22 protein-coding genes are annotated in these 22,925 nt (G+C 63.0%); 8 read left to right on the plus strand and 14 right to left on the minus strand.

Annotated elements, in window-relative coordinates:
- Positions 1 to 68 precede the first annotated feature (68 nt).
- Positions 69 to 983: a LysR family transcriptional regulator gene (locus BLU15_RS13810; RefSeq protein WP_034799367.1), complete on the plus strand. Its 915-nt coding sequence runs from the start codon at positions 69 to 71 to the stop codon at positions 981 to 983.
- Positions 984 to 1,164: 181 nt separating this feature from the next.
- On the opposite strand, the gene BLU15_RS13815 is transcribed toward BLU15_RS13810, so the two are convergent.
- Both BLU15_RS13815 and BLU15_RS13820 read right to left on the minus strand, forming a co-directional pair.
- Positions 1,165 to 1,833: a hypothetical protein gene (locus BLU15_RS13815; protein ID WP_176960290.1), complete on the minus strand. Its 669-nt coding sequence runs from the start codon at positions 1,831 to 1,833 to the stop codon at positions 1,165 to 1,167.
- A 269-nt stretch (positions 1,834 to 2,102) separates the two neighbouring features.
- The gene (locus tag BLU15_RS13820) at positions 2,103 to 3,029 is read right to left on the minus strand and encodes a LysR family transcriptional regulator (protein WP_090295945.1); all 927 of its coding nucleotides are present in this window, start codon (positions 3,027 to 3,029) and stop codon (positions 2,103 to 2,105) included.
- 94 nt (positions 3,030 to 3,123) lie between these two features.
- Between BLU15_RS13820 and BLU15_RS13825 the strand changes: the two genes are divergently transcribed.
- A complete protein-coding gene (locus BLU15_RS13825; protein ID WP_090295947.1) occupies positions 3,124 to 3,933 on the plus strand; it encodes an NAD(P)H-dependent oxidoreductase in 810 nt (269 codons plus the stop codon).
- Positions 3,934 to 3,945: 12 nt separating this feature from the next.
- On the opposite strand, the gene xdhC is transcribed toward BLU15_RS13825, so the two are convergent.
- From xdhC to uraH, 4 genes are read right to left on the minus strand one after another with little or no spacing between them, the layout of a single operon-like run.
- Complete coding sequence (gene xdhC, locus BLU15_RS13830) at positions 3,946 to 4,812, minus strand: xanthine dehydrogenase accessory protein XdhC (RefSeq protein ID WP_060521827.1); 867 nt, start codon at positions 4,810 to 4,812, stop codon at positions 3,946 to 3,948.
- A gap of 18 nt (positions 4,813 to 4,830) precedes the next feature.
- Positions 4,831 to 7,170 carry a xanthine dehydrogenase molybdopterin binding subunit gene (gene xdhB, locus BLU15_RS13835; protein WP_090295948.1) on the minus strand — a complete coding sequence of 780 codons (2,340 nt, stop codon included), beginning with the start codon at positions 7,168 to 7,170 and terminating at the stop codon, positions 4,831 to 4,833.
- 11 nt (positions 7,171 to 7,181) lie between these two features.
- Positions 7,182 to 8,663 (minus strand): xanthine dehydrogenase small subunit, encoded by a 1,482-nt coding sequence (gene xdhA, locus BLU15_RS13840; protein WP_090295951.1) that lies wholly within the window; start codon positions 8,661 to 8,663, stop codon positions 7,182 to 7,184.
- 3 nt (positions 8,664 to 8,666) lie between these two features.
- Positions 8,667 to 9,038, minus strand: coding sequence for a hydroxyisourate hydrolase (gene uraH / locus BLU15_RS13845; RefSeq protein WP_034799357.1), 372 nt, complete (start codon positions 9,036 to 9,038; stop codon positions 8,667 to 8,669).
- Between the two features lie 172 nt (positions 9,039 to 9,210).
- On the opposite strand from uraH, the gene puuE reads away from it, so the two are divergent.
- The 3 genes from puuE to BLU15_RS13860 all read left to right on the plus strand — a co-directional run bounded on the left by puuE (position 9,211) and on the right by BLU15_RS13860 (position 12,213).
- Positions 9,211 to 10,626 carry an allantoinase PuuE gene (gene puuE / locus BLU15_RS13850; protein ID WP_090295953.1) on the plus strand — a complete coding sequence of 472 codons (1,416 nt, stop codon included), beginning with the start codon at positions 9,211 to 9,213 and terminating at the stop codon, positions 10,624 to 10,626.
- Between the two features lie 10 nt (positions 10,627 to 10,636).
- The gene (gene alc, locus BLU15_RS13855) at positions 10,637 to 11,656 is read left to right on the plus strand and encodes an allantoicase (RefSeq protein ID WP_090295956.1); all 1,020 of its coding nucleotides are present in this window, start codon (positions 10,637 to 10,639) and stop codon (positions 11,654 to 11,656) included.
- 71 nt (positions 11,657 to 11,727) lie between these two features.
- Positions 11,728 to 12,213, plus strand: a complete 486-nt coding sequence (locus tag BLU15_RS13860) for an ureidoglycolate lyase (protein ID WP_034799348.1) — start codon at positions 11,728 to 11,730, stop codon at positions 12,211 to 12,213.
- Between the two features lie 84 nt (positions 12,214 to 12,297).
- Here BLU15_RS13860 and BLU15_RS13865 read toward each other — a convergent pair whose 3' ends face one another.
- Positions 12,298 to 13,146 carry a helix-turn-helix transcriptional regulator gene (locus BLU15_RS13865; protein ID WP_159416072.1) on the minus strand — a complete coding sequence of 283 codons (849 nt, stop codon included), beginning with the start codon at positions 13,144 to 13,146 and terminating at the stop codon, positions 12,298 to 12,300.
- Positions 13,147 to 13,257: 111 nt separating this feature from the next.
- Here BLU15_RS13865 and BLU15_RS13870 point away from each other — a divergent pair, with 111 nt between their 5' ends.
- Positions 13,258 to 14,511, plus strand: coding sequence for a cytochrome P450 (locus tag BLU15_RS13870; RefSeq protein ID WP_090295961.1), 1,254 nt, complete (start codon positions 13,258 to 13,260; stop codon positions 14,509 to 14,511).
- A 42-nt stretch (positions 14,512 to 14,553) separates the two neighbouring features.
- Entirely contained in the window at positions 14,554 to 14,874 is a 321-nt protein-coding gene (locus BLU15_RS13875) for a 2Fe-2S iron-sulfur cluster-binding protein (RefSeq protein WP_043613820.1), read from the plus strand.
- Between the two features lie 155 nt (positions 14,875 to 15,029).
- On the opposite strand, the gene BLU15_RS13880 is transcribed toward BLU15_RS13875, so the two are convergent.
- Positions 15,030 to 16,322 carry an NCS2 family permease gene (locus tag BLU15_RS13880; RefSeq protein WP_034799339.1) on the minus strand — a complete coding sequence of 431 codons (1,293 nt, stop codon included), beginning with the start codon at positions 16,320 to 16,322 and terminating at the stop codon, positions 15,030 to 15,032.
- Between the two features lie 421 nt (positions 16,323 to 16,743).
- Between BLU15_RS13880 and BLU15_RS13885 the strand changes: the two genes are divergently transcribed.
- A complete protein-coding gene (locus tag BLU15_RS13885) occupies positions 16,744 to 16,941 on the plus strand; it encodes a heavy-metal-associated domain-containing protein (protein ID WP_034799336.1) in 198 nt (65 codons plus the stop codon).
- Positions 16,942 to 17,027: 86 nt separating this feature from the next.
- On the opposite strand, the gene BLU15_RS13890 is transcribed toward BLU15_RS13885, so the two are convergent.
- The 6 genes from BLU15_RS13890 to BLU15_RS13915 are packed head-to-tail and all read right to left on the minus strand — an operon-like array spanning position 17,028 to position 22,867.
- Positions 17,028 to 18,698: a dihydroxyacetone kinase subunit DhaK gene (locus BLU15_RS13890; RefSeq protein ID WP_034799333.1), complete on the minus strand. Its 1,671-nt coding sequence runs from the start codon at positions 18,696 to 18,698 to the stop codon at positions 17,028 to 17,030.
- Between the two features lie 9 nt (positions 18,699 to 18,707).
- The gene (locus BLU15_RS13895) at positions 18,708 to 19,703 is read right to left on the minus strand and encodes an ABC transporter ATP-binding protein (protein ID WP_034799319.1); all 996 of its coding nucleotides are present in this window, start codon (positions 19,701 to 19,703) and stop codon (positions 18,708 to 18,710) included.
- Positions 19,696 to 20,793: an ABC transporter ATP-binding protein gene (locus BLU15_RS13900; protein ID WP_060601486.1), complete on the minus strand. Its 1,098-nt coding sequence runs from the start codon at positions 20,791 to 20,793 to the stop codon at positions 19,696 to 19,698. Before BLU15_RS13900 ends, BLU15_RS13895 begins: the two co-directional genes overlap by 8 nt.
- A 3-nt stretch (positions 20,794 to 20,796) precedes the next feature.
- On the minus strand, positions 20,797 to 20,985 hold the full coding sequence (locus BLU15_RS13905) for a hypothetical protein (protein WP_034799314.1): 189 nt from the start codon (positions 20,983 to 20,985) through the stop codon (positions 20,797 to 20,799).
- Positions 20,982 to 21,923, minus strand: a complete 942-nt coding sequence (locus BLU15_RS13910) for a carbohydrate ABC transporter permease (RefSeq protein WP_043613810.1) — start codon at positions 21,921 to 21,923, stop codon at positions 20,982 to 20,984. Before BLU15_RS13910 ends, BLU15_RS13905 begins: the two co-directional genes overlap by 4 nt.
- Positions 21,920 to 22,867 carry a carbohydrate ABC transporter permease gene (locus BLU15_RS13915; protein ID WP_043613808.1) on the minus strand — a complete coding sequence of 316 codons (948 nt, stop codon included), beginning with the start codon at positions 22,865 to 22,867 and terminating at the stop codon, positions 21,920 to 21,922. Before BLU15_RS13915 ends, BLU15_RS13910 begins: the two co-directional genes overlap by 4 nt.
- Between the last annotated feature and the right edge of the window lie 58 nt (positions 22,868 to 22,925).

The following is a 22,925-nucleotide window of genomic DNA, read 5'->3' on the forward strand; positions in this document are numbered from 1 at the left end:
CAAAAAAATCTATAAAATAGCGACGGAATGGATAGGCTAGAGAGAGCCTGAAGGAGTGGGACGGAGGCATGTCTTATCTGGACAATGTGCGCGTCTTCGTACGCGTCGTAGAGCTTGGAACCCTGTCGGCAGCGGGTCGCGACCAGCGCGTGACGCCGGCGGTTGCAAGCAATAGAATCAAAGAGTTGGAACGCCATATGGGCGTTCGCCTGTTCAATCGGACGACGCGCAAGCTGACCCCGACGGAGCACGGTCGCGTCTTTTACGACGGCGCGGTGAAGATCCTCGAGGCTGTCAACGAAGCAGAAAATGCGATCGCCGATCTCTCGCGCAATCCGAAGGGCGCGCTGAAGATTACCGCTCCTTTGGGGATAGGTCGGCGGCTGATTGCATCGGGCATTCCGGAGTTTCACGACAAGTATCCCGACATCGAAGTGCGGCTTCGCCTGTCGGACCACAATGTCGATATCCTGTCGGAAGGCGTCGACGTCGCCTTCAAGCTCGGCATCCTCGAAGATTCGAACCTGCGCATGCGCGGCATCATGAATTGCGAGCGCGTTGTCTGCGGTGCGCCTGCCTATTTCGAGAAGCGGGGCATCCCTCAGACGCCCGACGCACTCATCGCCGACAAGCACGACTGTCTGCTGCTCAGGTATCCCGGTTCGAAAGAGTATTTCTGGACGCTCCAGACCATGGAAGGCGTGCGCAAGCTCGAAGTCACCGGACCCTATGATTCCGACGACGGCGACGTCCTGACGCAGTGGGCGCTCGACGGCCGCGGCATTATCAACAAGCCGCTGTTCGAGGTGAAGGCGCACATCAATTCCGGCGCACTCGTGCCGATCCTCGTCGACACGCCGCCGCTCAGCGTGCAGCTTGCGGCGATCTATCCGCACAAGCGGTTCCAGGACCCGAAGGTGCGACTGATGATCGATTACATGGCCGAGCGCTGTCAGCGCCTGATCAACGGAATGCTGGCCTGACCGTTCGTCTTCCGGCCGCTTCGGCCTGGACCAAGGAGCAAGACTGCACACCCTAGGCATCCTGCCGGCGGCTCCTATCGACGGAGAGCCGATTCTTTCGCCCGGTGCCGGGCGATCTCAACGTGGTTTGCAAAAGAAAGAAGGCGCGCCGATGCGGCGCGCCCTCAATATTTTTCAGAGATCAGCGTTTCACGTCGCTGTGCTTCGACTTGCCGGGAACGCCGTCACCGCCGCCGTTGCCGAAGCCGTTGTTGGCGTGCTTGGGCTTGCCGCCACCGCCGCCGTCACCGCCGGTGCCGCCACCGTCACCACCCGTGCCGCCGCCATCGCCGCCGGTACCACCACCGTCGCCACCGGTGCCGCCGCCATCGCCACCAGTGCCGCCGCCATCACCGCCCGTGCCACCACCGTCACCGCCCGTGCCGCCGCCATCGCCACCGGTGCCGCCGCCATCACCGCCCGTGCCACCACCGTCGCCACCGGTGCCGCCGCCATCGCCACCAGTGCCACCACCGTCACCGCCCGTGCCACCACCGTCACCACCGGTGCCGCCGCCATCACCGCCCGTGCCACCACCGTCACCACCGGTGCCACCGCCATCGCCGCCCGTGCCGCCATCACCACCGGTGCCGCCCGTGCCGCCACCGCCCCCCGTTCCACCGTCACCGCCGGTACCACCCGTACCGCCATCACCGCCCGTACCACCATCACCACCGGTGCCGCCCGTGCTGCCTTCACCACTGGTAGTACCCCCATCGGCGTGGGCAACGCCGATCATGAACGGCGCGCTATAGTGCGTCAGCACCGCGAATGCCGTGGACAAGAGCAGAGCACGCGTCAGTTTCTTCATAGTCGTCTCCCGATCTGATGCGTCCCCGTCTCTGTGCAATTGCGTAAAACGCGATTTGTCTGAAAAGCACTAAAGAAAATCCTGGACGCGTTACTTCCGCTAAGGTCGACCTCAGCGTCAACCTTATTTTAGAAACTACTGATGATAGACAGATCCGGAAGCAAAGGGTAAGCGACACATTTGTGGTATGGCTTACGGCGCACGGGTCATGCAACCGATCCATTCGGGTTAGGGATCACGCTGTCGCAGCTGGCGGACGGCCGAGGCCGCTAGGCTCTGGACCTCTCGATCCCCGGAAGGTTGCCGATCGCCTCGACCAGGAAATCAACCAACAGACGAACACGGGCGATGCCAGAGCGTTCCGGCACGATCAGCAGGCTGAGCGGCACCGCAGGCAATGAATAGTCCGGAAGCAGCGGCACCAACAGGCCGGCCTCGACCAGATCGTCGACGAGCCATCGGTGGGCAGGCGCGATGCCCCGGCCGGCGACGAGGGCCTCACGTGCAGCAAGCCCATGATCGATGCGAAGGCGTCCACCGAAGGGCACGGACAGATGCCGCCCGTCTGTGGCTTCGAAGTTGAGCCTGTCACTGCCGGCAATGTTCGACATGCGGATCCCCTCATGCGCCGAGAGGTCGCTTGGGGCGCGCGGAAATCCGCGCGCGGCCAGGTAGGCCGGAGCAGCCACCAGAAGACGCCGGCTCTGCCCAAGCGGCCTAAGCTTCATGGAGCTGTCGCTAAGCGGCCCGAGCCGCAACGCGACGTCGATGCCTTCCCGCACGAGGTCGATGCGCTCGTCGGTCAGGCTCAGATCGACGCCGATGTCGGGATGCCTGTCCTGGAAAGCAAAGATCAGCCGGGTAACGTGCAGCACTCCCAATGCGGACGTGCAGGACACACGAATGGTACCGGCAGCAGCCCCACGCGCACCGCGCGCTTCGTCGCCGGCCTGTTCTACCAGTCGCAGAATCTGGACGCTATCGGCGTAGTAACGGCTGCCTTCGTCGGTCACCGTGACGCGACGGGTGGTGCGGCTAAGCAGCGGCACGCCGATCGCTTCCTCGAGCTCTCGCAGCTGCCGCGTCACCGTCGACTGGCCGATGCCGAACTCACGCGCAACAGCCGAAAGACTGCCCCGCTCGGCGACGCGCACGAAGGTGCGCATGCGTTCAAGCGTAACATCAGACTTATCCATTTTTCGGCATGATCCTATGCATTTCGAATATCTACCGCATAGGGATGGGGCGGTCTACCTAGAGTCTCAGTTGATGGCACCGAGGATATCGACCATGAAAGTTCTGCTTGTTTATGCCCACCCCGAACCGCGTTCACTGAACGGCGCGCTGCGCGATATCGCCGTCAAGACGCTTGAGGCGGAAGGCCATGAGGTTCGTGTCACCGATCTCTATGCCGAGGGATGGAAGTCCGAGATCGGTCGCGCCGATTTTCCGGCCCTTGCCCCCGATGCCCGGCTCAAGCCGAGCCGCGCGTCGAAGGAGGCCTTTGCCACCGATACGCTGACCGCCGACGTCAAGACCGAGCAGGAAAAGCTGCTCTGGGCCGACGCGCTGATTCTGCAGTTTCCGCTGTGGTGGTATTCAATGCCGGCGATCCTGAAAGGCTGGGTCGACCGCGTCTATGCCTATGGTTTTGCCTATGGCGTCGGCGAGCACAGCGACAAATATTGGGGCAGGCGCTTCGGCGAGGGAACGCTGGCCGGCAAACGCGCCATGCTTGTCGTGACGACGGGCGGCTGGGAGGAGCACTATTCGCCGCGGGGCGTGAACGGGCCGATCGACGACCTGCTCTTCCCGATCAACCACGGGATCCTCTTCTATCCCGGTTACGACGTGCTCCCGCCGTTCGTCGCCTACCGCGTAGACAGCCTTGACGACGCTGGTTTTCAAGCCACGGCGGAACAACTGAAAGAAAGAATGCACACGCTCGCGACAACTGCGCCCATTCCCTATCGCCGGCAGAACGGCGGGGACTATGCAATCCCGACGCTTGAACTCCGACCGGAGGTCGGCGACCCGCGCATCAACGGCTTTGCGCTCCACCTCAACGGTGCGCACCGGGGCGAAACGGCGCTCCGCTGACGGGCGGATTTGCTAACGAGCAAGCTTGGCGGCAGCCGGCCGACGCGAGATGTCCACTTGCACCGGCTGGCGAAAATTGAGCGCAGCCGCCATGACTTCGGCGGCGGCAAGCGCAGCGATCACCGCTGGCCGCTTGTCCTTCACCGTCGTGCCGCCGATCGGGCAGACTAGCCGGTCGAAGAGGTCCGGTCGACCGATCTCGCGCGACAGCCAGTTCTTGAAAGTGGAGCGCTTCGTCTTCGACCCGATCATACCGACATAGGAGGCATCGTCGCGGCGAAGCGCTTCTGCCGCGATCAGGAAGTCGAGCGCGTGGTCGTGGGTGAGGATGACGAAGGCGCTGCCGGGGGGCGCGTCGCGCACCACTGCCTCCGGCATCGCCGTCAGGCAGGTCTCGATGCCGGGAATGTCGGCAACGGCCGAAAGCTCGTTCTCGCGGGTATCTACGAGAACGGTGCGCACCGGCACCAGGGAGAGCGCCATCGCCAGTGCATCGCCGACATGGCCCGCGCCAAAGACATAGACATGCGGCCGGCTGGCGATTTCCAGGTCGCTGCGTTCAATCAGCATGGCGGCTTTCTCCCGATCGATTCGTGTGAAGGCAAGCGCCACGCGCCCGCCGCAACACTGGCCGATCTCCGGTCCGAGCGGGATCGTCATCGCCTCCGGCGCGTCGCCACGCTTCAGCGCCCGCCGGCCATGGTCGATCGCCATGTATTCGAGTTGCCCGCCGCCGATCGTGCCGAACAGGCTATCGGCGGCGACGAGCATCCAGGCGTCGGTATCGCGTGGCGTCGAACCGGCGGCACCGGTCACCTCCACAAGCACGCAGTCGCGCTCGCGTCGGAGAAAGTCCCTGATATCCTCGCGGCTCGCCACCATGACAATCAGCCCCTGTTACCCTTTCTGCCGTGCGGCCGCCCGCAGCCGCTCGATCGCCATCAACACCCGTTCCGGCGTTGCCGGCGCATCAAGGCGCGGTGCTATACGATACTCCGCAACGCTCGCGGCCGCCATCGACAAGGCTTCCAGCACGGAGATGCCGAGCATGAACGGCGGTTCGCCGACAGCCTTCGAGCGGCGAATCGTTTCTTCGCGGTTGACCGACCACTCGGCAAGCCGGGTGTTGAAGACGCGTGGCCGATCCGAAGCCAGCGGGATCTTGTAGGTCGAGGGCGCGTGCGTGCGCAGCCGGCCCTTGGCATCCCACCAGAGCTCTTCCGTCGTCAGCCAGCCCATGCCCTGAACGAAGGCGCCTTCGACCTGACCAAGATCGAGCGCCGGGTTCAGCGAGCGGCCGACATCGTGCAGGATGTCCGTGCGGTCGACCTGATATTCACCGGTCAGCGTATCGACGCTGACCTCGGAGCACGAGGCGCCATAGGCGTAGTAGAAGAACGGCCGGCCTCGGCCCTCGGCGCGGTTCCAGTGGATCTTCGGCGTCTTGTAGAAACCGGCGGCCGAAAGCTGGATGCGGGCGCCATAGGCGATCTTGATGAACTCGTTGAAGCTCAAGCGTTCCGCTCCGATCCGCACCACGTTCGGTTCGAAGACGACATCGGCCTCGGCGACGTTCCAGCGCTCGGCAGCAAACTTCACCAGCCGTTCCTTGATCTGTTGGGCGGCATTGGCAGCGGCCATGCCGTTGAGATCGGAGCCGGAGGACGCCGCGGTTGCAGACGTGTTCGGCACCTTGCCGGTCGTCGTCGCCGTCACCTTGATCCGGTCGAGATCGACCTGGAACTCGTCGGCCACCACTTGGGCGACCTTGGTATAGAGCCCCTGCCCCATCTCGGTGCCGCCATGGTTCAGATGGATCGAACCATCCGTATAGACATGCACAAGCGCGCCGGCCTGGTTGTACTCGGTCTTGGTGAAGGAGATGCCGAACTTTACCGGCGTCAGCGCGATGCCGCGCTTCACCACATTGCTCTCGCGGTTAAACGCGATCACCGCTTCGCGACGCTTGGCATAATCCGCCGAGGTTTCCAGTTCCTCGATAATGCGGCCGATGATGTTGTCTTCCACGGTCTGGTGATAGGGCGTGAGGTTTCGGCCCTCGCCGCCATAGAAGTTCAGCTTGCGGATTTCCAGCGGGTCCTTGCCGACGGCATAGGCGATGTCCTCGATCATTCGTTCGCCACCGACCATCCCTTGAGGGCCGCCAAAACCGCGGAACGCAGTGTTGGAAACGGTGTTGGTCTTCAGCGGACGCGAGCGCAGGCGCACGTTCGGATAGAAATAGCAGTTGTCGGCATGGAAGAGCGCGCGGTCGGTGACCGGACCCGAGAGATCAGCCGAGTAACCGCAGCGTGCCGAGAAAACGGCGTCCACCGCCTCGATGCGCCCCTCGTCGTCGAAGCCGAGCTTGTAGTCCACGTGGAAGTCGTGACGCTTGCCGGTGGCGCTCATGTCGTCGTCGCGGTCCGGCCGAACCTTGACCGGGCAGCGGTATTTCTTGGCCGCGACGGCCGCAACGGCGGCGAAAATGTTGGCCTGGGTTTCCTTGCCGCCGAAACCGCCGCCCATGCGGCGCACATTCACGGTGACCGCGTTCGACGGAACGCCAAGCACGGTCGCGACCATGTGCTGCGTCTCGGCCGGGTGCTGGGTCGAGGAATAGACGAGCACCTCGTCGTCCTCACCGGGAATGGCAAACGAGATCTGGCCTTCCAGATAGAAGTGGTCCTGGCCGCCGATGCGCATCTCGCCTTCGAGAATGTTCTTCGCCTTGGCAAAGCCGGCGTCGATGTCGCCACGCTCGAGCTTCAAGGGATCGATGACCAGCGGATAGTTGGCGGCAGCCGCTTCGAGCACGTCGGTCACATGCGGCAGGTCGCGATATTCGATCTTGACCTTGGCTGTGGCACGGCGGGCGGCCTCGCGTGAAGTGGCAATGACTGCGAAGATCGGCTGGCCGTGGAACTCCACCTTGTCGGTGACGAAGATCGGTTCGTCGTGCTTGTGCGCCGGACTGATATCGTTCTCGCCGGGAATGTCGGCGGCCGTCAGAACGCCGATCACGCCTTCGCTGGCGTTCACGGCCTCAAAGTCGATCGACAGAATGTCGGCGTGTGCCCGCTGCGAGAGGCCGAGATAGCCGTGCAGGGTGCCCTGGGGCTCAGGAATATCGTCGATATATTCGGCCGTTCCGGACACATGCTTGTGGCCGGACTCGTGCCGTTCGTTTTCGTGTACGCCGCCGCGAATGCGGTCGATGGGCTGCATCACGTTCATGGCTTCCTCCCTTAAACCGCGACGGCAATGGTGCGATCGAGACGGAGCTGGCCGCCACTCGACTGCGTTTCGAGATAGAAGCGGCGAAGCAGGTTCTTCGCCACCAGTTGGCGGTACTCCGCCGAGGCGCGCCAGTCCGTCAGCGGCGTGAAGTCCTGATCGAAGGCAGCGACAGCGCGCTCGATCGTCTCCTCGTTCCACTCGGCGCCTTTTAGCACCGCCTCCACATGAGCGGCTCGCTTCGGCGTAGCGGCCATGCCGCCGAAGGCGATGATGGCGTCGCTGACCCGACCTGCCTCGAAGGCGATGTTGAAGCCGCCGCAGACGGCGGTAATGTCCTCATCCAGACGCTTCGTCACCTTGTAGACGGCCACACGCGCGTTATCGGAAACGAAAGGAATGCGCACGCTTTCCACGAACTCGCCCGGCTCGCGGTCCTGCTTGCCGTAGGCGATGAAGAAGTCCTCGAGCACCACCGTGCGGCGGCGATCGCCCTTGCGCAGCGTGATCGCGGCGCCAAGCGCAATCAGCGCCGGCGGCGTGTCGCCGATCGGCGAGCCGTTGGCAATGTTGCCGCCGACGGTGCCCATGTTGCGGACCTGCTGGCCGCCGATGCGATCCCAAAGCTCGGTCAGTTCAGGGAAGTGCGCGACGATAACGGGGTAGGCTTCGGCGTAGCTGACGCCGGCGCCGAGCGTCACGCCGTCGGCATCGACCGTGATGCGGCGCAGTTCTTCAAGATGGGTCAGGTGAATGACCGGTGAGATGTCGCGCATGAATTTGGTGACCCAGAGGCCGACATCGGTCGAACCGGCAACGATCGTCGCCTTCGGGTTGGCTTCGAGCACGGCGGCGAAATCATCGACCGAGCCCGGCAGGATGAAGCGCTCGGTCTCGGAGCCGATTTCCACGCGACGGCCGTCCTGAAGTGCTGCCAGTTCGCCTGCGATCCGGTCGCGTTCGGCCACCAGCGGATCCTTGCCGATATCGCCGATCGTCGAGATCGCCTCGGCGGCGCGAATGATCGCGGCATAGCCGGTGCAGCGACAAAGATTGCCCTGCAGCGCCTTTTCGATTTCGGCGATCGACGGCTTCGAGTTCTCCATCCAGAGGCCATAGAGCGACATCACGAAGCCCGGCGTGCAGAAACCGCACTGCGAGGCATGCGTGTCGACCATTGCCTGCTGCACCGGATGCAACGGGCCAGCCGGCTGCGCCAAACTATCCACCGTCACGATATGACAGCCGTCGAGCGAGCCGACGAAACGGATGCAGGCATTGACGGATTCATACTTGAGCTTGCCGTCGAGCAGGCGGCCGACAAGCACGGTGCAGGCACCGCAGTCGCCCTCGGCGCAGCCTTCTTTCGTGCCCTTCAGATTGCGGTCGATGCGCAGAAAATCGAGCAGAGTCTGAACCGGCGAAACATCGGCAAGTTCGACGAGGCGGTGGTTCAGGATGAAGCGGATGGTGTTGCGGATCTGGATCGTCATTGCTCAGCTCCCGCGATAGGTGGAGTAGCCATAGGGCGAAAGCAGCAGCGGCACGTGATAGTGCGCGCCCTGGTTATCGATGCCGAAGCGGATTGGGATCACGTCGAGGAACGGGTTGTCACCGCGCTTGGCTGCGCCGCCGAGATAATCGCCCGCATGGAACTGCAGCTCGTAGGTGCCGGTCTGCATGCGCTCGCCGCTCAAAAGCGGCTCGTCACAGCGGCCGTCGTCATTGGTCTTGACGGACTTGATATGCGTCTGGCGATCGCCATCGACCCGGTAGAGCTCGATGCGCAGCCCTTCGGCCGGTTTGCCGCTGGCCGTATCCAGCACGTGCGTCGTCAAACGGCCGGCGTTTCCACCCTGAGATTGCATAGTTTTCGCTCCTCCCGAAGTCAGCTTTCCACCTCGCAGTATTCCGGCATTCCCACCCGCTTGGTAGCGACCGGATCATTCGAGACTTTCAAATTTTTTGGGGGGAATGGCTCGAAACAAATGCCGCTAGAAATTGGATGCAGAGACGAAAATGTCTGGAGGAGCTGCTTAGATGAGATACCCCCGCGATCTTCACGGCCACGGCCCGAACTTCAAGATCACATGGCCCGACGGCGCGCGGATCGCCGTGCAATTCGTCATCAATTACGAGGAAGGCGGCGAGAACTGCGTGCTGCACGGCGACGCAGCCTCCGAAGCATTCCTGTCGGAAATCGTCGGTGCGCAGGCCTGGCAGGGCCAGCGCCACTGGAACATGGAATCGATCTACGAATATGGCGCGCGCGCCGGCTTCTGGCGGCTGCATCGCATGTTCAGCGAGCGCGGCGTGCCGGCCACCGTTTATGGCGTCGCAACCGCGCTGAAGCGCTCGCCGGAACAGGTCGCCGCCATGCAGGACGCCGGTTGGGAAATCGCCTCGCACGGCCTGAAATGGATCGAACACAAGGACTTTTCGCCGGAGCGCGAGCGCCAGGAGATCGCCGAAGCGGTCCGGCTGCACACCATCGTCACCGGAGAGCGCCCGCGCGGCTGGTACACGGGGCGCTGTTCCGACAACACGCTCGACCTGGTGACCGAAGCCGGCGGCTTCGACTACGTATCGGACGCCTATGCCGACGACCTGCCCTATTGGCATGAGCATGCGGGGCGCCATCAGCTGGTCATCCCCTACACGCTCGACAGCAACGACATGCGTTTTGCCACGCCGCAGGGTTTCAACAGCGGCGACCAGTTCTTCAGCTACCTCAAGGACAGCTTCGACGTGCTCTACGCCGAAGGTACGGCCGGTGCGCCGAAGATGCTGAGCATCGGGCTGCACTGCCGCCTCGTCGGCCGGCCCGGCCGCGCCGCGGCACTCGCCCGCTTCCTCGATTATGTGCAGGGCCACGAGAAGGTGTGGCTCGCAAAACGCGTCGATATCGCCCGCCACTGGGCCGAAAACTACCCGTACAAGGCCTGGGACGATCGTCCGTCGCGGCTTGGCGAAGAGGCGTTCGTCGCCAGGTTCGGCGGCGTCTTCGAACATTCGAAGTGGATCGCGAAGCGCGCCTTCCAGGGCGAACTTTCGCCGGCCAACGACACCGCGATCGGCCTTGCCGCCGCCCTTTCCGCAGTCTTCCGCGAAGCTTCGGCCGAGGAGCGGCTTGCTGTGCTGATCGCCCACCCCGATCTCGCCGGCAAGCTGGCGCAGGCCAAGCGCCTGACCGAAAGCTCGACCAACGAGCAGGCCGGTGCCGGCCTCGATGCGCTGACCGATGCCGAGCGTGAACGCTTCACCACGCTCAACGCCGCCTATGTCGAGAAGTTCAAGTTCCCGTTCATCATGGCGGTCAAGGGGCGCAGCAAGGACGAGATCCTCGCCGCCTTCGAAAGCCGGATCGGCAACGATCGCGATACGGAGTTCGAGACCGCGTGCCGGCAGGTGGAGCGGATCGCCTATCTGCGCCTCAAGGACATGCTGCCGAGCTGAGGGTCTCGCGATGACGATCGACGGCGTGAACCCGCCCGAATTCGCGCTGAACGCGATCAACCTTGCCTCCGCCGGTCTCGGCGCGCGGCCGGTCTTTGCAACCGACGAGTTCTTCGCGCCGCTCGAACGCATGCTGCAGGACGCGCCGCCGGTCTATCATCCCGGTGTCTATGACGAGAACGGCAAGTGGATGGACGGCTGGGAGACGCGGCGACGCCGCGGCCCCGGCAACGACCACGCCATCGTGGCACTCGCGACGAACGGCCTCATCCGGGGCTTCGAGGTTGATACCACTCATTTCACCGGCAACTACCCGAGCGCTTGCGCCATCGACGCCTGCCTGGCACCGGATGGCCCCGACGATCGGACGGTCTGGACGGAGCTGGTCTGCCCTCGGCCGCTTGGCCCGAGCGCGCTGCATCACTTCGAAGCGCGGTCGGATTCTGTCTGGAGCCATGTGCGCTTGCGCATCTATCCCGACGGCGGCGTCGCCCGCCTTCGGGTTTACGGCGCGCCTGCGCTAGACCGGGCAGCGATCGGCGACGCGGTGGTCGATCTGGCCTCATCATTGCTCGGCGGGCGCATCATCGCCTATTCCAACGGACACTACGGCCACCAGCGGCTGCTTGCGCCCGGACGCGGCATCAACATGGGCGACGGTTGGGAGACCCGCCGGCGGCGCGAGCCCGGCAACGACTGGATCGTGGTGAAACTCGCCGCGCGCGGCGAGATCGACCGGATCGTGGTCGATACCGCCCACTTCAAGGGCAACTACCCGGACGCCTGTTCGCTGCAGGCTGCAGACCTTGGAGCGACCGCTTGCGAAGTGGCCGCAGCCGTTACGGCATCGTCGATGTTCTGGCGCGAGGTCCTGCCGCCGCAGAAACTCGCCGCCGACAGCATCCACACCTATGAAGCAAGCGCACTCGCGATCGCGGGTCCGGTAACCCACGTGCGCTTCAACATCTTCCCCGACGGCGGCGTCAGCCGGCTGCGTGTCTTCGGGCGTATTGCGAAAGCCGGCATCTAGATCGTTTCGCCGAGGAGGCGAAGCGATCAAACTTCCAGGCAACCCATCAACATTGGACGGAGGAGCGTCACATGAAGGAGATCGTCATACAGCCGTTGACCCGGGAGGCCTTTGCGCCTTTCGGCGACGTGATCGAAACGGAGAATGCCAACAACTTCCCCATCAACGGGGGCAATGCAACCCGCTACCACGACCTCGCCAAGATCGATACAACAGGCGAAAAGGCCCGGCCCATGATCAGCCTGGTGCGCGGCGTACCCTATCCGCTGCCGCTGAAACTCACCATGGTCGAGCGCCATCCGCTCGGCAGCCAGGCCTTCATCCCCTTGAGCGACAACCCGTTTCTGATCGTCGTCTCCCGGGAAACCGACGAAGGCCCGAGTGAACCGATCGCCTTCAAGACCACCCCGGGCCAGGGCGTCAACATCGCCCGCAATGTCTGGCACGGCATCCTGACGCCGCTCGATGACGTCTCGGATTTCGCGGTGGTCGATCGCGGCGGCGAAGGCGTCAATCTCGAGGAACATTTCTTCAAGGAGCCGTTCCTGATCGTGTGAATCAATGCATGACCCGGTCGTCCGGTCGGGTTATCGGTGCGCCAGGGCCTCGCTGGCCGCCGAAATCGGACGAAGACTGCGACCTCAATAGCCGCCATCCCGCCGGAATTTCGTCGGCGTGTATCCGGTCACGCGGCGGAAATCGCGCGAGAAATGATAGGGATCCGGATAGCCGCAGACGGCGGCCACCGCCGAGACCTTGGCATCGGGTCCAACCAGCAGGCGTTTCGCTTGGTTGATCCGCTCGTGGCGCAGCCAGTCCATCGGCGTCGTTCCCACCATATCGCGAAAGCGACGAAAGAGTTGCGACGGGCTCAGCCGCGCAAGCGCCGCAAGATCGTCGATCGTCCAGGGCCTGGCGAGATCGCCGCGCATCACCGACAGCACCTGAAGCAAACGGTCTTCACCGGACCTGTCCTCGGCCGGTTCGGCTCCGATCAGCCGTGGCGCGATCATGTCCGCCATCAGCCCCGCGATCGCGGCGCTCGACAGGGCGTCCGTCGCCGGCGAGCGTTCGGCAAGAAATCCGCTCACACTTTCGAACGCCGCCTGTGCCCTCCGCGGGTCTCTCGGCACGAACAATGGCGACTGCTGCACGCCGAGAAACTGGTAGAGCGCATCAAGCCCGTGTCCCTCGATCCCCATCCAGAGATAACGCCAGCTTTCGCTGTCGGCAGCGCAGCTATGCGCATAGGCCTGAGAGGTATCGAGCCAGGCAACACTGCCGGTTTCGGCAGGGAAACGTTGACCGTGCACCTCGATCAACCCGCGTCCGCCTGTTGTGTAGACGAAGACGTGCTGGTGGAACCGTTTGCGGATCGGCGCCTCGTCAGGGCGCGCCGTCCGGCTTCCGGCCACCAGCGCCAGATAGGGAAACGCACCTGCGAATTTTGCCGGGGTGTGGAAATGGATCTCTTCGCTTTCGGTCAGCATGCCATTTTCTGGCATCCGACGCGAGTTTTGTCCATCATCTTGCGACAGGGCGCCATTCACAGAGCTACGGCAGTGACGTTATCATGCAGCTTTATGCACGGAGAATTGCCCATGACCGAAGCCGCGCCGAATGGCGATGCCGCGAATTTCACCTTCGCGCCGCTGTCCCCGGATTTTGCTCGCGATCCCTATCCGACCTATCGCGCGCTGCGCGAAAAAGAGGGGCTGCACTACTTTGCGGATTTCGACATCTGGCTTGCCTCGCGCTTCGAGGACGTCTCGGCGATCGTCATGGACAAGCGCATGGTGCGCTCGCTCGAAGACCTCGCGACCAAGGAAGAGCTCTCAAAACTGCAGCGCGCCGCCAATTGGCACGACATGCCACACCACGAGCGTTTCGTGCAGTTCAGCCTGCTCGACAGCGATGGTGCCGTGCATGACCGCTTGCGCAAGCAGGTCTTCAAACTATTCACACCGGCTATGATTGCGAAGCTCCGCGACCAGATCCAGGCCTATGTCGACCGGCTGATCGATAGCCTCGCCGATCGCGGCGAGATCGACTTTGTCGATGATCTGGCCGCCCATGTTCCCGGCCATATCATCGGCCGCCTGCTCGGCGTGCCGGACGAGGACTGTCCGCAGCTGCGGATCTGGTCGGAAAACATCGTGCAGTTCTTCGACGTCGACCGATCCGACGCGCGCAAGGAGCTCGCCGAGCGCAATACGACCGAGTTCTACGAATACCTGACAGCGTTGAAGGCCGAACGTGAGCGGGCGCCGAAGGATGACCTCATCTCGGTGCTGATCGAGGCGGAGCGCTCCGGCGCCATGAACTTCGACGAATTCATCTCCACCTGCATGCTGATCCTGATGGCCGGCCACGGTTCCACGATCGATGTGCTTGGCAGCGGCATGCACGCACTCTTGCGCTTCCCCGAGCAGATGGCGCGGCTGCGGAGCGAACCCGGCCTGATCCAGACCGGCGTGCAGGAGATGTTCCGCTACGAGTCGCCGCTTCCGTTCTTCCACCGCCATTGCGTCGAGGACATCGAGATCTTCGGCCGTCGCTTCGAGCGCGGCACCAAGTTCGGCCTGCTCTATGGCGCCGCCAACCGCGACCCCAAGCAGTTCGAGAATGCCGACACGTTCGACATCGGCCGGACGCCCAACCGTCATCTCGCCTTTGGCGGCGGCGTGCATTTCTGTCTCGGCAACCACCTCGCGCGCCTCGACATGGATATCATCTTCAGCACCCTGCTTCGCCGTTTCCCAACCATCGAACTCGTCGACCGGGAGCCGGAATACAAGCGCGGTCTTTCTGTCCGTGGACCCAAGCGGCTGAAGATCGCCATCCGGCCGGCCTGATCCCATATCCTCGACACCAACATACGCAATCGGAGCATACCCATGCCCAAGATCGTCTTCATCGACGCGGACGGCACGACGAAAGAAATTCAGGCGGAGATCGGCCAATCGCTGATGTCAGCCGCCGTGCAGAACGGCATCGACGCCATTGCTGCCGAATGCGGCGGCTCCTGCGCCTGCGGCACCTGTCACTGTTACATCGACGGCGAATGGAGCGACCGCCTGCCGGCGCCCGAGTTCCAGGAACAGGACATGATCGAGTGCGTCGTCAATCCGAACGAGCGCAGCCGCCTGAGTTGTCAAATCACGGTGTCGGCTGAACTCGACGGCCTTGTGGTGCATCTGCCCGCCGGGCAATACTGAGCAAATCCAGGAAAAGTGTGAAGCGGCTTTCCGTTCGGATTTGCGCTCTTTAAGCCAGATCGAGGCAAAAAGGCCGAAGCAACATTTCGTTGCTCCGGCCAGCACTTACGGGGAAGTTCTGATCGGCCGAGGCGGCATGCCCCGGCCGATTTTCGTTATTCGGCGAAGAACGCGAAGCGCACGATGAAGAGCGCTGCCACGAGCTGGGTTGCCGGGTGGATGACGCTCCACTTACCGGTGAAGACCTTCAAGACGACATAGCTGACGAAGCCGAAGGCGAGGCCGTTGGCGATCGAGTAGGTGAAGGGCATGGCGAGTGCTGTAAGCGCTGCCGGAGCCGCTTCCGTCAGGTCGTCCCACTCGACTTCCGTCAGTTCGCGCATCATCAGGCCGGCAACGTAGAGCAGAGCCGGGGCCGTCGCATAGGACGGAACGGCAGCTGCCAGCGGCGAGAAGAACAGCGCGGCCAGGAAGAGCACGCAGACGGTGAGCGCGGTCAGGCCCGTGCGGCCGCCGGCCTGGACGCCCGAGGCGCTTTCGACATAGGCGGTCGTGCTGCTGGTACCGATCAGCGAGCCGGCGACGATCGCGGTGCTGTCGGCGAGAAGCGCGCGGCCCAGACGGTTCGGCTTGCCTTCTTCCACCAGTTTGGCGCGCTTGGCGACACCGATCAGCGTGCCGGTGGCGTCGAAGACTTCGACGAGCACGAAGACGAGGATGACATGCAGCAGGCCGCCGTGCAGGGCGCCCATGATGTCGAGTTGCAGGAAGGTCGGCGCGATGCTCGGCGGTGCCGAGACGATGCCCTTGAACTCGCTGACGCCGAGGATCATCGACAGGACGGTGACGACCAGGATGCCGATCAGGATCGAGCCGCGAACTTTTAGCGAGTCCAGAACGGCAATCACGAAGAAGCCGAGGATCGCGAGCAGAGGGCCAGTCTGCTTGAGGTCGCCGAGACCGACGAGCGTTGCCGGGTTGTCGACGACGATGCCGGCGTTCTTCAGGGCGATGATGCCAAGGAAGAGGCCGATACCGGTGGCGATCGCGCTTCGAAGCGAATGCGGAATGCCGGCGATCAGCCAGCTTCGGACCCCCGTCACGGTCAGGATCAGGAAGATCACGCCCGAGATGAAGACAGCACCCAGCGCCTGCTGCCAGGTGAAGCCAAGCGCCGCAACGACGGTGAAGGCGAAGAAGGCGTTGAGGCCCATGCCCGGCGCCATGCCGATTGGCCAGTTGGCGACGAGCGCCATGACCGCAGAGCCGAGTGCCGCGGCAATACAGGTTGCGACGAAGACGGCATCCCTATCCATGCCCGTGCTCGACAGGATGTCGGGGTTGACGAAGATGATGTAGGACATCGTCAGGAATGTCGTGATACCGGCGATCACCTCGGTGCGCGCCGTCGTCTGATGCTCTTTCAGCTTGAATAGTCGTTCAAACATCTTTCCTCCCTTGGCGGCGTCACCACGACGCAGCCGAACGACAGTGAGCGGGAAACCGTCTCCTCCAGTTCCCGACCAGTGCATTTCGAACGCCCGGACAGTCCGGAACGATCGCTTCGCTTTAGGCTTCGTGCCGGCTGGCGATCGTCCGCCCTCTTTCGGACGACGCGAATGCCTCTTGCACAGCCTTTGGATTGTGCGACTTCCGGACGCAGACCGCTAGCCGTCCATTCCCGGGATCGATGATGAAAGACTTTCAAATTTTTCGGAGAATTTGAGGGGCCGCTGGACTACACTTGCGGGGGTATTTTCCACCGTTCGCGCGACTGGAAATGCCGCAAACAAATATCTTGAAGGCCTATTGACCTTCCAACGGTGGGAGACGCCATGTTTGTCTCACAACCGAACCAAGGAGACAAGCATGCAGAACTACAAGATCGACAACATGACCTGTGGCCACTGCGCCGGCGTCGTCCAGAAGGCGATCCTGAGCGTCGACCCGCAGGCAACGATCAAGGTCGATCTCGGCAATCGGGAAGTCAGCGTCGAGACCGCCGCAGCGGCAGGGCCGATCGCAGACGCCCTGAAGGCGGCCGGATACGAGAGCCGCGCGCTCTGAGCGCACGCTCCCCTCCGACACCTCCCGTCACGAAACGCCCCGGCTTTCCGGGGCGTTTTGTTGTCAGGGCAATGTTTCGGTCACCGTCAGCCGGCGACGGCTGCAGCCCCCTCCGGCTGGCGCCCGAGCATATCCGGATGCCGTGCCAGGTGCTCGAACAGGCGAGCGACCGCTTCGGCGCCGGGATCGATGTGCCCTTCGAGTTGCTTGGCATTGATGTAAGCGGCACGCCCTGCCCTTGCCCGCACCAGCGTCGCGGTCAGATTGGCGCCGTCGCGCGCCGCCTTGGAGGCCGCGCCGATGCTCGCGTCGAGCGCGTCCAGTGCCGGAGAAAGCGCGTCGACCATGGTGCGGTCGCCGATCTGCGCCCCGCCGATTTCCTGCATGCGCGCCAACCCGGCTTTCAGCGCTTCGCGGATCGAAAGCCCGCTCGAGGCGCCATCCCCGGCGGCGGCAAAGAAGATCGCCAGAAGCACGCCCGAAGAGCCGCCCATCGTCTGGCTCAACTCCTGCCCGATGGCGCGGAAGAGCTGCGTGTGGTCGGATAGCGGCAGGCGATCGAGGGCCTGAATGAGTGCCCGTGCGGCGCCGGCGAGTGTCGAGCCGGTGTCTCCGTCTCCGGACTTGGCATCGAGTGCATTCAGGTCCTTTTCCGCATCGATCAGCAGGTTGCAGCAGGCAAGCAGGAACTGCCGCGTCGCATCGTGCCGCGAAGGCAGAGGTGAAATCGGCGTCAGGCCATCAGGCAGGGCGAGAACATTCACCGGCCTGACGGCGGTCACGCCTGGCCAGGCCGGAAGCGCCACGGGCCGGGACAACAGCTCCAGCTCGGCCTTGTCGGCCGGGTAGACGGAGACGGAAAAGCCGCGCATGTCCAGCGACGTCATCATCGGCGCAGGTCCGACGAGATGCACGATCCGATCGGCGATCGCCGACTGGGCGAGTTCGTGCATGAGAATAGACATTTCCAGGATAGACGTTCCGCCGAGATTGTTGACGAGCACCACGTGCGGCTTGTCCTCCATCGCCGCCTGCAGACGCTCGACCATGGCGGCAACGGCGCTTCTCGCATCGGAATGCACAATCTGTTCGACGCCAGCTTCTCCATGGATGCCGAGGCCGAGTTCCGCATGGCCCTCGGGGATGCGATGTTCCTTCGGCGAGCCCGGAACGGTGCAGGTATCGAGCGACATGCCGATGGTGCTCGTGCCCGATATGACCTTGCGCGCCGCATTGGCGATCGTATCGAGGTCCGCCCCGCTTTCTGCGAGCGCTCCGGCGATCTTGTGGACGAAAAGGGTACCGGCGACACCGCGCGCCTGCGGAAGGTCCGGCAGCGCGATGTCGTCATCGACGATGACCATGCTCACATTGAGGCCGTAGGCGCGGGCGCGTTCGGCCGCGAGGCCGAAGTTCAGCCGGTCACCGGTGTAGTTCTTGACGATCAGCAGGCAGCCGGCAGGTCCCGTCACCGCCAGGATACCGGCGAGGATCGCGTCCACGCTCGGCGATGCGAAGACGTCGCCGCAGACGGCGGCCGTCAGCATGCCCTTGCCGACGAAGCCGATATGCGCGGGCTCGTGTCCCGAGCCGCCACCGGAGACGAGCGCGACCTTGCCCTTGTCCCAGTCGGAGCGCAGGACGACGCGAATGTGCGGATATCCGTCGAGGCGGCTGAGCGCGCCGCCGGATGCGGCAAGAACCCCGTCGATCGCTTCCGTAACCGCATTTTCCTTGCGGTTGATAAACTGATTCATGTTCGCCTCCTAAGCGATGCGCATTCCGGCCGCGTCGAAGAAGAGCGGCTTGTCTGGCTGGATCTTGATGGTCTCGCCGCCGCGGAACCCGGTATGGGGGTCCGTGACCGTCACGAGGTTGTGCTGCTTGAACGTGAGATGCAGGCGCGTCTGGTCGCCCAGATGTTCGACACGGGTCACAAGTGCATCTTCTCCGGCGCCCTGGACGATATTTTCGGGGCGAAGGCCGATCGACTGCGCCTTGTCCGGCGCGCCCGCAAAAAGCTTGGCAGGCAGGACGTTGATGCGCGGCTGGCCGAGGCGGGTCGCGGCGTAAACGCTGACCGGCGCTTCGTAGACCTCTCTTGGTGATCCGAACTGAACAAGCCTGCCCTCTTCGAGCACACCGATATGCGTTGCCATGGTCATCGCTTCGATCTGATCGTGGGTGACGTAAAGAAGCGTCGCCCCGGACTTTGCCTGAATGTTCTTCAGTTCGACGCGCAGATCGGCTCGAAGCTTCGCGTCGAGCGAACTCAAGGGCTCGTCCATCAGGTATATCTGCGGGTTTCTGACAAGCGCACGCCCGATCGACACGCGCTGCATTTCGCCACCGGACAAGGCGGTCGCCTTGTTGTCGAGCTTGTGCGAAATCTGCAAGACCTCGGCGATGGCGTTCACCTTTTCGTCGATCGTCTTCTGCGGCGTTTTCAAGAGCGGGGATTTCAGCGGAAATTCCAGGTTCTGCCGGACGGACAGATGCGGATAGAGCGAATATTGCTGGAATACCATCGCCACGTTGCGCTGCGCCGGCGTCAGTCCTTGCACGGACATCCCGCCGATAAAGATCTCGCCGCTATTAGGCGTGTCGAGCCCCGAGACCATGCGCAACGTCGTCGTCTTTCCGGCGCCTGTCGGGCCCAGAAGAACCACGAACGACCCGTCCGGGATCGTCATCGAGACATCGTCCAGCGCTGTGTGGGTGCCGAATGTCTTCGTCACGTTTCTTAGGATGACTTCAGCCACGGCGCAGCACTCCCTCGTTGGCTTCGGAGACAAGAGCACGACCCGTCTCCGCATTGAAGAGCGTCAAGGTCCGCGCGTTGAAATCGAGACCGAGAAGCTCGTCAGTACGGGCTGCCTGACTGGAGGGCGTGCGCGCCTTGATCTCGCCGTTGGGCGTTTCGATCGTGACGATCTGTGTCGTGCCGAGATACTCGACGGCGATCACGCGGCCTCTGTAGCTGGAGTCGTCGACGAAACGGACATGCTCGGGACGCACACCGAGCGACAGCGTGCCGGCCCTGCCCTCACGCGACGCCGGCACCGCCACCTTTTTCCCACCGAGATCGATGCTGTCGCCGCCGATACCGATCATGCCCTCGAACTCCAGAAAGTTCATGGACGGGGAGCCGATGAACTTGGCGACGAACTTCGTCGCCGGCCAGTCGTAGATCTGCTGCGGCCGGCCGAATTGCTCGATGACGCCGTGGTTCATGACGACGATCTTGTCACCCATCTGCATCGCTTCCAGCTGGTCGTGGGTCACATAGACGGTGGTGGCGCCCATGCGATCGTGCAGCGCCCGCAGTTCCCCCGCCATATGTTCGCGGAACTCCGCGTCGAGCGCGCCGAGCGGCTCGTCCATGAAGAAGGCCTTCGGGTTGCGGACAATCGCCCGGCCGAGCGCAACACGCTGGCGGTCACCGCCCGAGAGCCCGCCGACCGGCTTGTCGAGAATGCCTTCAATTCTGAGGATCTTTGCCACCTCGGCGACACGCGCCGCGACATCCGCCTTTTTCATCCCCTGGCTGACGAGCGGATAGGAGATGTTCTTGCGTACGTTCATGTGGGGATAGAGGGCGAACATCTGGAAGACGAAGGCGATATCGCGCTCCCTCGCCCGCTTCATGCCGACCTCTTCGCCGCCGATATAGATCTGGCCGCTCGTCGGCAGCTCCAGTCCCGCCATCATCCGAAGCGTCGTCGTCTTGCCGCATCCCGATGGGCCGAGCAGCATGAAGAACTCGCCGTCTTCCACCGTGAAGCTCGAAGACTGGACAGCCGTGAACGCTCCGAACTCCTTGCGCACATTTTCAATTCTGATCTGTGCCATGGGTCACTCCGGAAAATGGCTGACGATGATGAACATGACTGTTCCAAGCAGCGTCACGAGGAAGGAGAAGGAGTAGAGCGTGAGCGAGACTGGCTGCATGAGCATGACCACGCCGAGCGCGATGAGCACCGATGCCACCATTTCCCATGCGCCACGGCGAAGGCGGAGCAACTGGTTGAGGAAAGCTGTCATTTTCTTACCGCTCCGAAGGTGATGCCGCGCAGGAGGTGTTTGCGAAGCAGGATCGTGAACACCATCACGGGGACGAGGAAGAGGGTCGCACCGGCGGCCACCGCCGGCCAGTCCTGCCCACCGACGCCGATGATCGTCGGGATGAAGGGCGGTGCGGTCTGCGCGGTGCCCGACGTGAGCAGCACGGCGAAGGCGTATTCGTTCCAGGCGAAGATCAGGCAGAAGATAGCCGTCGACGCGATGCCGGTCGCCGCCTGGGGCAGCACGACCTTGTAGAAAGCCTGGAAGCGAGTGTAGCCGTCGATCAGAGCTGCCTCTTCATACTCGATCGGGATCTCGTCGATGAAGCCCTTGAGCAGCCAGACCGAGAGCGACAGGTTGACTGCCGTATACAGCAGGATCATGCCGGCATGGGTGTCGTTCAGCCCGAGCGAGCGGAACATCAGGAAGATCGGAATGGCGACCGCGATCGGCGGCATCATGCGCGTGGAAAGGATGAAGAACAGCAGGTCGTCCTTGAGCGGCACCTTGAAGCGCGAGAAGGCATAGGCCGCGGCCGTTCCGAGCACGATGCACAGCACCGTCGAGCCGAACCCGATGATGACGGAATTGTAGAAGCGCTCCGGGAACCGCGACGGGCCGGCGATGATCAGCCCATCCTTGCGAACGAGACGCTCGTACCAGGTCTTCGGTTCGCCCATTTCCTTCAGTTGTTCTTCCGAAACGCGGGTGCGCGTCGTGAAGAGGTTCACATAGCCTTCGAGCGTTGGCTCGAAGAAGGTCTTCGGCGGATAGGCGATCGCGTCAGAGGGCGATTTGAAACCCGTTCCGATGATCCAGAGCAAGGGGAGAATGGTGATCACCGCATAAAGCACGACTAGGGCGCCTGCGAACCACTTCTGCCGTGCGGATGGCTCCGTTACAGAAAAGCTGCTCATCTCTGCTTCACCTTGTTGAGTGCTTTGACATAGATCGACGCAAGGCCGAAGACGGTCACGAAGAGGATGACGGCATAGGCGGACGCGTATCCGGTGCGCCATTTCTCGAAGGCTTCACGCTTCAGGTTGATCGACGTCAGCTCCGTGATCGAGCCCGGGCCACCGCCCGTCAGCTGCACGACCAGGTCGAACATCTTGAAGTTCTCGATGCCGCGGAAAAGGATGGCCAGCATCAGGAACGGCAGCACCATCGGGATGGTGATGGTCCAGAACTGGCGCCAGCTGCTGGCCCGGTCGCACTCCGCCGCCTCATAGATGCTGCTCGGAATGGAGCGCAGCCCGGCAAGGCAGATGAGCATGACGAATGGCGTCCACATCCAGGTGTCGACGATGATGATCGCCCAGGGCGCCAGCGACGTGTCGCCGATCATCGAGAAGCTGGACGGGTCTGCTCCGGTCAGGAACCCGATCGCGTAATTGAACAGGCCGATCTGCGGCTGGTAGAGAAAGGTCCAGAAGTTTCCGACGACGGCCGGGCTCAGCATCATCGGGAGCACGATGATGGTCGTCCACAGGTCATTGCCGCGGAACTTCTTGTTGATGAGATAGGCGAGAGCAAAGCCGATCAGCACCTGCAGGACGATCGTCCAGATCAGGAAATGGGCCGTCGCCTGCATCGTCAGCCAGATATCCTTGTCGGTCAGGATGTTGAGGTAGTTGCGCAGACCGACGAACTGAACAGGTTCGTTCGGGCGGTTTACGCGAAAATTGGTGAAGCTCAGCCGGACGGTCCAGATCAGCGGAAAGATGTTGATCGCAAGCAAAAGCACAATGGACGGTGCGACGAAGATCCAGGCGATCGCGCGGTCCGACAACCCTCTGATGCGCCGTGCAAGCACGGGCGGCGTCGCGTGCGCAGCGCGATCGATCGAAGAATGGAGCATGGTATTCCCCTAAGGCATTGACGAATGGGCATGCGGGGCCGGCGCGAGAGATCGGCCG

The sequence above is a fragment of the Ensifer sp. YR511 genome (assembly GCF_900103045.1).
GTDB classification, from domain to species: Bacteria; Pseudomonadota; Alphaproteobacteria; order Rhizobiales; family Rhizobiaceae; genus Ensifer; species Ensifer adhaerens.

Bases quoted from the DNA above. Each gene is read 5' to 3' on its own strand.
- uraH (WP_034799357.1), bottom strand. From the start codon at position 9,038: ATGCAATCTCAGGGTGGAAACGCCGGCCGTTTGACGACGCACGTGCTG.
- BLU15_RS13825 (WP_090295947.1), top strand. From the start codon at position 3,124: ATGAAAGTTCTGCTTGTTTATGCCCACCCCGAACCGCGTTCACTGAAC.
- BLU15_RS13875 (WP_043613820.1), top strand. From the start codon at position 14,554: ATGCCCAAGATCGTCTTCATCGACGCGGACGGCACGACGAAAGAAATT.
- BLU15_RS13860 (WP_034799348.1), top strand. From the start codon at position 11,728: ATGAAGGAGATCGTCATACAGCCGTTGACCCGGGAGGCCTTTGCGCCT.
- xdhB (WP_090295948.1), bottom strand. From the start codon at position 7,170: ATGAACGTGATGCAGCCCATCGACCGCATTCGCGGCGGCGTACACGAA.
- BLU15_RS13865 (WP_159416072.1), bottom strand. From the start codon at position 13,146: ATGCTGACCGAAAGCGAAGAGATCCATTTCCACACCCCGGCAAAATTC.
- BLU15_RS13815 (WP_176960290.1), bottom strand. From the start codon at position 1,833: ATGAAGAAACTGACGCGTGCTCTGCTCTTGTCCACGGCATTCGCGGTG.
- BLU15_RS13900 (WP_060601486.1), bottom strand. From the start codon at position 20,793: ATGGCACAGATCAGAATTGAAAATGTGCGCAAGGAGTTCGGAGCGTTC.
- xdhA (WP_090295951.1), bottom strand. From the start codon at position 8,663: ATGACGATCCAGATCCGCAACACCATCCGCTTCATCCTGAACCACCGC.
- BLU15_RS13890 (WP_034799333.1), bottom strand. From the start codon at position 18,698: ATGAATCAGTTTATCAACCGCAAGGAAAATGCGGTTACGGAAGCGATC.
- BLU15_RS13880 (WP_034799339.1), bottom strand. From the start codon at position 16,322: ATGTTTGAACGACTATTCAAGCTGAAAGAGCATCAGACGACGGCGCGC.
- BLU15_RS13810 (WP_034799367.1), top strand. From the start codon at position 69: ATGTCTTATCTGGACAATGTGCGCGTCTTCGTACGCGTCGTAGAGCTT.
- BLU15_RS13915 (WP_043613808.1), bottom strand. From the start codon at position 22,867: ATGCTCCATTCTTCGATCGATCGCGCTGCGCACGCGACGCCGCCCGTG.
- BLU15_RS13870 (WP_090295961.1), top strand. From the start codon at position 13,258: ATGACCGAAGCCGCGCCGAATGGCGATGCCGCGAATTTCACCTTCGCG.
- BLU15_RS13905 (WP_034799314.1), bottom strand. From the start codon at position 20,985: ATGACAGCTTTCCTCAACCAGTTGCTCCGCCTTCGCCGTGGCGCATGG.
- alc (WP_090295956.1), top strand. From the start codon at position 10,637: ATGACGATCGACGGCGTGAACCCGCCCGAATTCGCGCTGAACGCGATC.
- BLU15_RS13885 (WP_034799336.1), top strand. From the start codon at position 16,744: ATGCAGAACTACAAGATCGACAACATGACCTGTGGCCACTGCGCCGGC.
- BLU15_RS13820 (WP_090295945.1), bottom strand. From the start codon at position 3,029: ATGGATAAGTCTGATGTTACGCTTGAACGCATGCGCACCTTCGTGCGC.
- BLU15_RS13910 (WP_043613810.1), bottom strand. From the start codon at position 21,923: ATGAGCAGCTTTTCTGTAACGGAGCCATCCGCACGGCAGAAGTGGTTC.
- puuE (WP_090295953.1), top strand. From the start codon at position 9,211: ATGAGATACCCCCGCGATCTTCACGGCCACGGCCCGAACTTCAAGATC.